Raw genomic sequence first — 12,001 nt, 5'->3', positions numbered from 1 at the left:
GACCGGAAAAATCACGGCCGCCCTGTCAAACCCGGATATATCGATGCTGTCTCAGGTAATGTTGAAGCGCGCCAGTGCTTCGGCCAGATCTTCGCCAAAGGCCGGGCCTTTACGGATGATCGCGGTTCGGCATGGCAGGTCCTGAAGGGACGGGTGGTTCGGGGCATCCGATGTCAGAACTGCGGTCGGAATGCTGCGGGTTTTCGGCATGGCCTGCAACGCACTGGCAACGTCAACACCGCCAAGCTCATCAATGGTTTTGGCAACGATGATGAAATCCGGGCGGGTGCGCACGGCAAGTTCAATCGCCTCAAACGAGCTTTGCGTGACCGAACAGCGATAACCGCAAGCCGCCAGTTCGCGTTCGACAATGGCTGACATGGAACGTTGCGGAATGACCAGAAGGGCTTCGACATTGGTCTTTTTAAGCCAGTTCGGATCAATGTCAGGGGCACGTTTGGACGGCAGTTCGCGCACGAATTCGGCTGAATCGGCACCGCCACCGGACATGTCACCATCCAGCAGCCCCTCGATCTTGTCGATAAAGGCCTGAATATCGGCAATCGCGTCCTCGGTCAGTTCGCGGCATGTCGTGACATAATCTGCAAGACGGTGGCTGGTCAGATTGACCAGCGGCGCGTTAACCGACTTGCCCTTGTATCGAAGATTGAAAATTTCGCGCTGGATCGATGTCAGGATCGCCGGATCGGCCTTGCTGCGCGCATTCTGAAGATGCACGCCGATGCTGTTGACGATGTCGTTCGCCTCATCACGGAAATCGGCGAGCATCTGATCGTCGAGATCGATAACATTCTTGTTCATTGTTTTACCCTGCCTTGCCGGTTCCCCGGTCGTTCGCCATTCACCAGGAAGTGTAAAAATCGATACACCTTATACTCCCATATCCGGATTCTTAGCCCGACAAACAAGGCAAGGCAACATATTGAATAAGGGTAGGGTTTATTAGGTGCCTGAAAAATATCCATTTTTAATTGTTATAAAAATGCAAAACCGGCCGGATTCTCATCCGACCGGTCCCTATTCGTAAGACTGGGGCGGTAAATTACAGTGCTTTGACCGCGGCAAGAACCTCTGCCACGTGGTTCTTGACCTTTACCTTGCGCCAGACATTCCGGATCACGCCATCACCATCAATGACGAATGTGCTGCGCTCGATTCCCATGAATTTTTTGCCATACATGCTTTTTTCGGTCCAGGTACCGTAATTCTCGCAGGTCATGCTGTTTTCATCCGATGCGAGGATAAAGTTCAGGTCATGTTTGGCCTTGAACTTGTCGTGACTGTTGGCACTGTCCTTGGAAATACCGATGATCTGGGCGTTGACCGCGCTGAAATCGGGTTCGGCATCGCGGAATTCGCACGATTCCGTCGTGCAGCCCGGCGTCATATCCTTGGGATAGAAATAGATCACAACCGGTTTGCCCTTAAGGTCCGATAATTTGACCGAACCGCCGCCGTCGGTCGGCAGGTCGAAATCAGGGGCTTTGTCACCAACATCAAGTGCCATTGTTCTATCCTTGTTCAAAGTTGCACGTCCCTGACCAGCTTCGGAAAGCCATGTCAGGAAGTTTCTCCAGACCGTGCTTGCGAAAATACAAAACCTTATAAGCATTGCAAATTGTTCCGGATCACTCTGCTCATTCCGAACGGGGCGGAAGTTTTTCGGCCGGTTCGGTAATCAGACGATCATAGATCGCCTTGATCCGGCCTGCTGTTTCGTCAAGCTTGGCCTGAAGGGCATCGAAATCATCGCATTGCCCGGCGCGTGCGAGCATACGGCGCAAATCGGTACTGGCATTTGCGGGATCAAACGGCCCTTCGGTCGTCAGGCGCAGCATTGCCTGCAACGCCAGCCAGAATGATCCGGCATTGGCAAGGAAGGTTGCTTCTTCTGCCTCCAGTATCCCGGCGGATGACAGGTTTTTGAAAACCTCGCGCGTGGTGGGCGACAGGATTTCGGGATGGGTATGGGCATGCGCCAGTTGCAGATATTGCGCAATGAATTCCAGATCAACCAACCCGCCGCGCCGCATCTTGATCGCCCAGGGGTGGCTATCCCCCTTGCCGGCATCCATGCGGTTGCGCATGTCATAAACATCGCGCAGCAGGTCATCGGGATTGCGCTTTTTCTGCAACACCGAATTGGTGGTTTCCATGACCCTGTCACACAGGGCCTGCGGGCCATAAACCGGACGCAACCGGGTCAGTGCCATATGCTCCCACGTCCAGGCCTCGTTAAGCTGATAGGCCTCGAAACTTTTGAAATGGGTGGCAAGTGGTCCCTTGTTGCCGCTGGGGCGCAGGCGAAGGTCGGTTTCAAACAGGACCCCCTCGGCCGTCGGTGCCGACAGGGCGTTGATGTAACGCTGGCTGAGCCGGATGTAATAATGGCCGGGGCTAAGAGGCTTTTCGCCATTTGATTCCTCGGCATCCCCGGGCACTTCATAGACAAAGATCATATCAAGATCGGAACCGGGCGAAAGTTCCTGCCCGCCATGTTTGCCAAGCGCAAAGACCGCAAGCCCGCCATCGTCAAACTTGCCATGCTTTTGCGCAAAATCATCGGCAATGCGCGGGAAAAGCCCGCGAATGGCCACATCGGCGACATCGGCCAATGCCCGGCCTGCCTGATGCGGGGTATGGCGGTTCTGGATGGTTTGCACATCAATGCGGAACTTCTGATCGTTCGCCCAGCGCCGTGCGGTATCAAGCCAGTCTTCGACCATATCCTCGCGCGAAAGAAGGCTGTTGAGTTCCTCAAGCATCGTATCGGCATCGGGCAGTTCGTCGTGGAAGCCCGACATCAGAACATAATCAAGCACCCCGGCATTGCGCCCCAGATATTTGGCCATGCGCGGTGCCGTACCGGCAATCTGCGCCAGAAGCTCAAGCAGTTCCGGATTTGCCGTCAGCAACGAGAAAAGCTGAACGCCAGCAGGCAGCCCTTTGAGGAATTCATCAAAGGCGCGAAACGCCATGTCCGGGTTGGTGGTTTGCGACAATGCCTTCAACAGGGTCGGCATCAGCTCGGTCAGGATTTCACGTGCCCGCCTTGACCGGGTGGCACGATAACGCCCGTGATGCCATCCGCGCACGGTAACCGAAACATTGGTCGGGTTCTCGAACCCCATCTGGCGCAGATTTTCAATTGTATCAGGATCGTCTTCCGTTCCGGTAAAGACAAGATTGCCGTCGGATGCGACCAGGGGAATATCATCTTCGAAAAGTTCGGCATAATTGCTTTCGACCTTACGCAGATGATGCAGAAGATCGGCTTTGAAACCATCAAGCGTGGCATAGCCAAGGAAGGTCGCAAGCCCGTGCAGTCCTTCGTCATTGTCGGGCAATGTCTGCGTCTGCTGGTCGTTTGTCATTTGCAAACGATGTTCGACGGTGCGCAAAAACTCATAGGCGACAAGCATTTCGTCGCGAACCTGTTCGGTAATCTGGCCAAATTCGGTCAATTCGCGCAGCGCATCACAGGTCGCCTTGCAGCGGAGCGCAACCTCGCGCCCGCCCCAGATCAGTTGCTGGGTCTGGGCGAAAAATTCGATCTCGCGAATGCCGCCACGGCCAAGCTTGATATTGTGGCCCGGAATCACGACCTTGCTGCCGCCCTTGTGGGCGTTGATCTGGCGTTTGATCGAATGAATGTCCTGAATGGCAAGGAAATCAAGATGCTTGCGCCAGACATAAGGGCGCAATATTTCAAGGAATATATCGCCTGATTTTTTGTCTCCTGCAACGATGCGTGCCTTGATCATGGCTGCACGTTCCCAGTTCTGACCAACCGTCTCGTAATAGGTTTCAGCCGCCAGCATCGACAGGATCGGCGGGGTGGATGCCGGATCGGGGCGCAGGCGCAGATCGGTGCGGAAAACATAGCCATCACCGGTGCGTTCTTCCATGATGCGCGTGACATCGCGCACCATCCGCACCAGATCCTGCTGCAAGCGATCCGGGTCGATATAGGTGACGACCTCGTGATCATAAAGGAAGATCAGGTCGATATCGGATGAATAGTTAAGCTCTTTGGCGCCAAGCTTTCCCATGCCAATCGCAAATATCCCGCAATCGCGCAACGGATCATCGGGATGGGGCAGGTCGAATTTGCGCTGTCTGGCCGTTGCCGAAAGGCAATGCGCCAAGGCGAATTCAAGCGTGACCTCGGCTGTGGTGCTAATCGCGCTCGTGATTTTATCAAGCGTCCAGGCCTTGCAGATATCGGCCATCGCAATAACCAAAGCCGCCCGGCGTTTCGCCTTGCGCACTTCGGCCATGGTGTTTGCCTGATCCAGGGCGCTGGCATTCGCACTTTTGCGCACCGGATCAAGGGCGGCGTCAAAGGCGGCATCAAGTCCCTGATCAAAGGTCAGACAGACGATATCAGGATCGCGCAGGCACAGGTTTGTCAGGTACGGGCTATTGCCAAACATTGCCGCCAGAACATCTTTTTTCGGGCTGTTGGCCGCAATGTCGCCAATCTGTTGTGCCAGATGTTCAAAGACGGGACGATCGGCAAGTGCCGACCATCTTTCGAAACCGTTATTGCAGCGATCCGCATCGAAGGGTTTCGGCAGATCAGGTGTAATCCAGGAAAGAGACACTTTTTGCTTTCCTTGTGTTGCTCTTGTTATTGCTCTTGGACGTCGAACCGGGCTATCCCTTGGCTTGTCGTGCTTTGCTGGCTATTTCCGGCATCCGGTCAGGGGCAGGACATGACACAGATTGTTTCCTTTGTTTCCGACGATACCAAAAAGGCGACAGGGAAACAGTATCAGTTTACATTTATTAGGTTTTTCGCCATCCGCGAAACTTCATTGGCTTGACGGCGTTATTGCATTGATTGAAAAGTCATTCATGGCATCGTAAATTCGGGATCTTTAGGCAGGTGCGTCGCATCAAAATCTTTACCGGCTGGTGTGGGCTGCTTCTTGCTGCCGTGGTCCTGTTTGTCGGCGTTTTCCTTGGTGTACTGGTCTGGCGCATCTCGCAAGGCCCGGTTTCCCTGCATCGTCTCGTACCGTATGTCGTGGCCGAGCTGAACGAAAGCAGCGGCGACACCCGTTTCGATGTCGGCGATATGGTCCTGTTCTGGCGCGGATGGCAGGAACGGTTCGATATCCGATTGCGCGATGTTTCGGTCCGCGACGGTGCGGACAATGAAATGCTGCATGTTCCAGAGGCCGACGTGGTGTTTTCCAGCCGCGCATTGTTTGACGGCGTTCTGGCGCTGCGCGAACTCAACCTGATCGGCCCCAAATTGCGCCTTGTCCGCCGTGCCGATGGCAAGATCGATATCGGCTATACCGCGAACGAACAGGCAAGCCGCGAAACCACGGATGCGGTGAAATCTGATACGGTACCTGTGCCTGTGCCTGTGCCTGTGCCTGCGGCAGAAACCGATAGCGCAGATGGCATTGCAGGTACGGCACCGGCCCAGAACAATCCCGATCAACCCGTCGTGACCATGCCGATGCCAACCGCCTCGGAAAACCCATCGCCCGATCCCGATCAACCGTTAAGCGATGCACAGCGCGGCATCCGCGACGGCAGCAGTGCAATGCGCGAAATCGTTGCGATCCTGTCGGGCGAGGCCGCCGATTTCCCGGCAGCAGCCTATTTTGAATCGTTCGGGGTGTCTGGCGCGGATCTTCAAGTACGTGACGAGGCGCTTGATATCGTCTGGTCTGCACCGTCTGCCGATATCCGACTGTCGCGCAAACCCATGGGCATCCACGCGGATGCGACGATGAAGGTCAATGCCGGGACGGTCTCGACCGATGTGAATGTCACCGCCGAATATGACAGCCGGATCGAAGAAATCGATATGGCGGTCGATCTGGGCGAAGTCGTTCCATCACAACTGACCAGCATTTCCGATATGTTTGCCGATCTGGCCGGGATCGAGGTGCCGGTAACCGGACGTGTCACCGCAAAACTTGGCGCGGATGGCAGCGTGATCGAACTTGGCACCGATCTTGATCTTGGGGTCGGGCGGGTTGATTTTCCCGCCCCCATGACCGCTTCCTATCATGTCACCGGTGGCAAGGCGGATCTGAGCTTCGTACCCGGTCGGCTCAGCTTTGATGACGTCCGGATCGAAGCCGGGGAAACCGCCGTGGTGCTCAAAGGTGTTGCGCTAAACCCGCTGGGCCAGTGGGCCATCGATATCACGGCGACGGCAACCGATGTGCGGACCAATGACCTGCCGCAATTGTGGCCCGAAACCATTGGCCATAATGCACGCACCTGGGTGGTTGAAAACCTGACAGACGGGATCGTTCATCAGGCCGAACTGCGCACCAGACTGCATCAGGACGAAACCGGAAACATCGTTGTCGATCATCTGGACGGCGAAATGAACATGACCGGTGTTACCGTGCATTACCTTGGCGATATGCCATCGGTTCTGGGGGCCGGCGGACGGGCGGAGTTTGATCAGTCGAGTTTCAGCATTTTCGTTAATGAAGGCGAAGCTGACGGGATCGTGGTTGACGAGGCAACGCTTGTCTTCTCGCAGCTTGATACCGACACCGAAATGGCCGATATCGAGGTTGTCGCCCACGGCGGCGCGCGCAATGTGCTTGAAATGATCGATGAAGAACCGCTTGGTTTCGCAACCAAGCTTGGCATCGATCCCGCACAGGTCGATGGCGAACAGGCAACCCGCGTCAAGCTGCATTTCCCGTTGCTCAAAGACCTGTCTTTCGATGATGTCGAAGTTGCCGCTGCATCGCGCATCGAAAATGCCGCGATTACCGATGCGTTCCGTGAACTTGATCTTTCCGATGGCACCTTTGAATTGCAGGTCAATACCAAGGGGCTCGAACTGTCGGGCGAGGCCGCGATTGGCAAGGGCCGAACAAACATCAAATGGATCGAAAGCTTTGCCGATGATACGCCCGTCATCAGCCACTATGACCTTGAAGGCGACCTTGATCTTGCCGCGTTGGAACAGGTCGGCTTTGCCGCCGATCCCTATGCAAGCGGTGTCGCCACCGGCAAGGTCACCATCGAACATCTGCGCAGCCGCGATGTCGTGATCAAGGCACAAACCAGCCTGTCTGCCGCCGACATTAAGCTTGATATGGTCGATTATCACAAAACACCGGGGCAGGATGCCAGCCTTGCGTTTGACCTGACCGTCAAGGCCAATGGGGCGGGTGAAGTCCGGTCGTTTGATCTGATGGCGCCTGAACTGGTCGCCAAGGCCAAGGGGCGCTGGCGCGGCGACAGCCCGATTGCCGATAAGTTCACCATCAATCTGAATGATACCCGGTTCCGGGAAAACCTTGCCGTATCCGGGGCCATCACGGTTGATCAGGGGGGCAAGCTTCTGGTCGATCTCAAGGGCAAGCAGTTTGATCTGCGTTCCTTCGTCGAAGACAGTCCAAAGGACGGCGCGCAAAAATCGGCCAGCCCGGCGGGGGATTTCGATGCGATGGATATCCGGCTCGAAGCCTCCGAATTTCTGATCAAGGGGGACCGTCCCGTTCTGCGCGATGGATCGATCCTGCTTAACCAGACCGGCGAAAACCGCGAGGTTGAAATCGCCGCCCGTCAGGCCGATGCGCAGCCATGGATTGCCGATGACGATGCGCCGCGTGATCCCGGCCCGGTCGAAAGCCCCAATAGTGGCGGCATCGGCCAGAATGCCTCGCGCGTTGGCGGGAAGACCGATATCTTCCTGTCGATCGATCAGGTGATCATGGCCAATTCCGAATTGCTTGGCGATCTTGAAGGTTCCATTCACGTCGTTGGCGACGAATGGGACGGACTGGTTCTGAACGGCACCTTGGGGGATCGGTCAAACGTCTTTGTCCAGGTCGAACGCAAGGATGCGAAAACGCGAAATGTCCGCCTGACCAGCGAAGATGCCGGCAAGTTCCTGCGTGCGGTGGATTTGTACGAGAATCTTCTGGGGGGCGCGCTTGCCATCGAGGGGACGGTTGATGATAGCACATGGTCGCAACCCTTCACGGGCAAGGTCAATATCACGGCTTTCCGGGCGGTGAATGCACCGCTTGCCGCCCGTGTTCTGGGCGCGGCATCGCTCACCGGTCTTGCCGATGTGCTGGGCGGAAACGGCATTGCCTTTGACGAACTGAACGGCGATTTCACCTATGCCAATGATGTGCTCGCGCTCAGCAAATTTGCCGCCAACGGCTCGGCGGTTGGCGTGACCAGCAATGGCTCGATTGACATGGCAAAGGCCGAAATCCGGCTGGCAGGCTCGATTGTGCCGATCTATGCGCTTAATTCCGCCCTTGGTGCGATCCCGCTTCTGGGGGATTTGCTGGTGGGCGAGGAAGGCGGCGGTATTTTCGCCCCGACCTACACCATCGAAGGCGCACTTGAAGACCCGGAAGTCACGGTCAATCCGTTATCGACCTTTGTGCCGGGCGTGTTCCGCAATCTGATAACCGGCGCTGAACCGGGATGAAATAAACAAAGGCCCCGGACGCATGCCCGGGGCCTTTGATGTTCAATCCGGTAAAACCGGGTGGCTGGGTCAAACCGGCTTGATCAGAACGTGGCGTTTTTTACCCGCCGAAAGCTTGATCACGCCATCAGAATTGACCGCATCACCGCCAATGATGATGTTTTCATCATCGACTTTCTCGTCATTGATCTTGGCACCACCGCCTTTGATCAGGCGACGCGCTTCGCCCCCCGATTTGGCAAGGTCGGCACGACGGAACAGATCAAATGCCGCGATACCCGCATTGATTTCCGATGCCGGAACTTCGACGGTCGGCAGATCGTCGGCCAGAACGCCTTCCTCAAACGTCTTGCGCGCGGTTTCTGCTGCCGCAAGGGCGGCTTCCTCCCCACGGCACAGCTTGACCGCTTCGAACGCCAGGATTTTCTTGGCTTCGTTAATCTCGGCCCCTTCGAACTTTTCATATTCGGCAATCTGCTCAAGCGACAGCTCGGTAAACAGACGCATGAATTTGATCACGTCGGCGTCTTCGCTGTTGCGCCAGAACTGGTAATAATCATACGCCGACAGGCGTTCCTCGTTCAGCCACACCGCACCCGATGCCGTCTTGCCCATCTTCGCACCTGATGCGGTGGTCATAAGCGGCGTGGTCAGGCCAAACAATGCACTGTCATCCACACGACGGCCAAGCTCGACCCCATTGACGATATTGCCCCACTGGTCCGAACCGCCCATCTGAAGCACACAGCCATATTTGCGCTGCAATTCGACAAAGTCATAGGCCTGCAGGATCATGTAGTTGAATTCAAGGAAGCTCAGCGACTGTTCACGTTCCAGACGCAGCTTGACGGAATCAAAGCTCAGCATCCGGTTGACCGAGAAATGACGCCCGAAATCACGCAGGAATTCGATGTAATTGATTTTATCGAGCCAGTCGGCGTTATTGACCATGACCGCATCGGTCGGGCCATCGCCAAATGTCAGGAACTGCTGAAACACCTTTTTGATACCGGCCATATTGGCGGCAATGATTTCATCGGTCAGAACCGGTCGGGCATCATCACGGCCGGTCGGATCACCAACCCGCGTTGTACCGCCACCCATCAGGACAATCGGCTTGTGGCCGGTTTTCTGCAACCAGCGCAGCATCATGATCGAAACAAGCGACCCGACATGCAGGCTGTCTGCGGTGCAATCATAGCCCACATAGCACACCACCTTTTTTTCTGACGCATAGGCATCAAGCCCTTCAAGATCAGTACATTGGTGGATGTAACCGCGGTCATTCATGACGCGGAGAAAATCAGACTTCAGTTCAGTCATGGTTTTTGCGCTATGTTGGTTGTGAGTGTAAAAATACGAGCACCCCAAAGGGCGGAGGCGATGATCTAGCACAGAAAATATCCCCTCGGCAACGCATCGACGCCCTGTTTGCAATGCATGGTAACGATTTCGCGATAAATCGGGCTTAATCTGCGCTCTTGCGGCACGGACAAACGCAAAAACGCATACGGGAACGGAGTACAAAATGACAACCGGCTGGATCAAGGCCATCGGCATGATGAGCGGCACATCCCTTGACGGGGTGGATGCGGCATTGATTGAAACCGACGGCGTCGATGTCCGGCGTACCGGTCATGCCGTTTTCGTGCCGTATAGCCCTGACTTACGCGAACGCATGCGCGCCTGCTTTGGCAATCGTGCTGCCACCAACAGCGAGCATGTTGTGGCCGATGATCTGACGCTGGTGCATGTGGATGCTGTTGACATGTTGCTGGATCGTGCGGCGATTTCCCCATCCGAAATTGGTGTGATCGGTTTTCACGGCCAGACCGTGTTTCATGAACCGGCATCGGGGATCACGCGCCAGATCGGAACGCCCGATATGCTGGCCGAAAAAACCGGCATTCCGGTTGTTGCCGATTTCCGGCTGGCCGATGTTGCCGCCGGGGGCGAAGGCGCGCCCTTGGCCCCGGTTTATCATGCCGCCCTGATGAAAAGTGCCGGTGTTGATATGCCGGTGGCAGTCCTGAATATCGGCGGCGTTTCCAATGTCACATGGATCGGTGCCGATGAAGAATTGCTGGCTTTTGATTGCGGGCCGGGCAATGCACGTATCGATGACTGGATGTTGCGCCATACCGGCAATCCGGTCGATCTGAACGGTGCAACCGCCGCATCCGGCCTGCCAGACCCGATGATCGAGGTCAAATTCCTTGAAGACCCGTATTTCGACCGCATCCCGCCCAAATCGCTTGATCGCGAAGATATGGCACTCCGCATTGATGGGCTGGTGGCAGAGGCAAAGCTGGGGGTTGCCGACGGGGCGGCAACACTGGCGCAATGCACCGTGGCGGCGGTTGTTGCCGGGGTAAATCACCTGCCTGCGGCTCCCCTGCAATGGTTTGTCTGCGGCGGCGGGCGTCACAATGATTATCTGATGGCACATTTGAATGATCGGCTGGGTGTACCAGTGCGATCCGTTGACGATCTGGACTGGGACGGTGATGCGGTTGAAGCCGAATGCTTTGGCTATCTTGCGGTCCGTCATCTTTGCGATCTGCCGCTTAGTTTTCCTGGCACAACCGGCGTTCCCGAACCATGCCGGGGCGGAAAGCTCTATCACAGCAAAAAGGCCGCCTGATCAGGCGGCCTTTGGTCTTTTTGTCCGGCTGGCAGTGCTTACGCGCTGCGCTTGTCCAGATAAGCAGCCGTATGCTTGATCACGTCGTCCTGCTGCTTGGCAAAGTAATGATCGGCACCTTCGATGACGCACATATCAACTTCGATGCCTTTCTGGGCATTCAGCTTGTCGGCAAGCTTGTTGACAGACGCCAGCGGGATGTTTGTGTCGTGCGACCCGTGGATCATGATGCCCGATGACGGGCAGGGGGCCAGGAAGGTGAAATCATAGTCGCTGGCCGGGGCTGCAACCGAAATGAAACCGTCAATTTCCGGGCGGCGCATCAAAAGCTGCATGCCGATCCACGAACCGAATGAATAGCCCGCAACCCAGGTTGCGCGCGCATTGGCGTTATAGGTCTGCATCCAGTCAAGGGCGGATGCCGCATCCGACAATTCACCAATTCCCTGATCATAAACGCCCTGCGAGCGTCCGACACCGCGGAAATTGAAACGCATGACCGAATAGCCGCGATCCTTGAACATGTTGAACATGTTAAAGCACAGCTTGTTGTTCATGGTGCCGCCCTGCTGGGGGTGCGGATGAAGAATAAGCGCAATGGGCGAATCGTCTGCGCCATTGTGGTGATAGCGACCTTCAAGGCGGCCTTCAGGGCCGTTAAAAATGACCTCAGGCATGGATCAGACTGCTCCTGTCCACGAATGGAATGGGGTGAGTAAAGAATATATCCGAGTATTTTTGTAGGTTTTTTCGTTCTTGTGCATAAATTGCTTTGGGCAAATACTTGACCAGGTTACTCGGTTATCCTATATTCCGGCTAATCCGATGGCATCATTGCTGTCCGTTTTGCGCGGTTCGCGCTGCGGGCAACGATGTCGGCTGCCGGGAAT

The 12,001-nt window shown here is 55.8% G+C and carries 7 protein-coding genes; 2 read left to right on the top strand and 5 right to left on the bottom strand.

What is annotated here, in order from left to right; translation table 11 throughout:
• Nucleotides 1–51 precede the first annotated feature (51 nt).
• The 3 genes from ABIE64_RS17590 to ABIE64_RS17580 form a co-directional block, all read right to left on the bottom strand.
• A complete protein-coding gene (locus tag ABIE64_RS17590; protein ID WP_007090268.1) occupies nt 52–822 on the bottom strand; it encodes a response regulator in 771 nt (256 codons plus the stop codon).
• Nucleotides 823–1,063: 241 nt separating this feature from the next.
• Nucleotides 1,064–1,528, bottom strand: a complete 465-nt coding sequence (gene bcp / locus ABIE64_RS17585) for a thioredoxin-dependent thiol peroxidase (protein WP_354378125.1) — start codon at nt 1,526–1,528, stop codon at nt 1,064–1,066.
• 130 nt (nt 1,529–1,658) lie between these two features.
• Nucleotides 1,659–4,628, bottom strand: a complete 2,970-nt coding sequence (locus tag ABIE64_RS17580) for a bifunctional [glutamine synthetase] adenylyltransferase/[glutamine synthetase]-adenylyl-L-tyrosine phosphorylase (RefSeq protein ID WP_354378124.1) — start codon at nt 4,626–4,628, stop codon at nt 1,659–1,661.
• 284 nt (nt 4,629–4,912) lie between these two features.
• Between ABIE64_RS17580 and ABIE64_RS17575 the strand changes: the two genes are divergently transcribed.
• Nucleotides 4,913–8,467 carry a YhdP family protein gene (locus tag ABIE64_RS17575; protein WP_354378123.1) on the top strand — a complete coding sequence of 1,185 codons (3,555 nt, stop codon included), beginning with the start codon at nt 4,913–4,915 and terminating at the stop codon, nt 8,465–8,467.
• Between the two features lie 69 nt (nt 8,468–8,536).
• Here ABIE64_RS17575 and tyrS read toward each other — a convergent pair whose 3' ends face one another.
• Nucleotides 8,537–9,790: a tyrosine--tRNA ligase gene (tyrS, locus tag ABIE64_RS17570; protein WP_354378122.1), complete on the bottom strand. Its 1,254-nt coding sequence runs from the start codon at nt 9,788–9,790 to the stop codon at nt 8,537–8,539.
• Nucleotides 9,791–9,995: 205 nt separating this feature from the next.
• On the opposite strand from tyrS, the gene ABIE64_RS17565 reads away from it, so the two are divergent.
• Nucleotides 9,996–11,111, top strand: coding sequence for an anhydro-N-acetylmuramic acid kinase (locus ABIE64_RS17565; protein WP_354378121.1), 1,116 nt, complete (start codon nt 9,996–9,998; stop codon nt 11,109–11,111).
• A 38-nt stretch (nt 11,112–11,149) separates the two neighbouring features.
• Here the strand turns inward: ABIE64_RS17565 and ABIE64_RS17560 are convergent, their stop codons facing one another.
• Nucleotides 11,150–11,788, bottom strand: coding sequence for an alpha/beta hydrolase (locus ABIE64_RS17560; RefSeq protein ID WP_007091931.1), 639 nt, complete (start codon nt 11,786–11,788; stop codon nt 11,150–11,152).
• Nucleotides 11,789–12,001: the final 213 nt, after the last annotated feature.

This window comes from Thalassospira sp. MBR-102, assembly GCF_040549275.1.
In the GTDB taxonomy this organism is placed as follows: Bacteria; Pseudomonadota; Alphaproteobacteria; order Rhodospirillales; family Thalassospiraceae; genus Thalassospira; species Thalassospira xiamenensis.
The sequence above is the reverse complement of the archived record's forward strand: the minus strand, read 5'-3'. Positions and strand labels throughout refer to the sequence as shown.

Excerpts from the sequence above, each read along its gene's own strand:
- ABIE64_RS17590 (WP_007090268.1), bottom strand. The coding sequence starts at position 822 with ATGAACAAGAATGTTATCGATCTCGACGATCAGATGCTCGCCGATTTC.
- bcp (WP_354378125.1), bottom strand. The coding sequence starts at position 1,528 with ATGGCACTTGATGTTGGTGACAAAGCCCCTGATTTCGACCTGCCGACC.
- tyrS (WP_354378122.1), bottom strand. The coding sequence starts at position 9,790 with ATGACTGAACTGAAGTCTGATTTTCTCCGCGTCATGAATGACCGCGGT.
- ABIE64_RS17565 (WP_354378121.1), top strand. The coding sequence starts at position 9,996 with ATGACAACCGGCTGGATCAAGGCCATCGGCATGATGAGCGGCACATCC.
- ABIE64_RS17560 (WP_007091931.1), bottom strand. The coding sequence starts at position 11,788 with ATGCCTGAGGTCATTTTTAACGGCCCTGAAGGCCGCCTTGAAGGTCGC.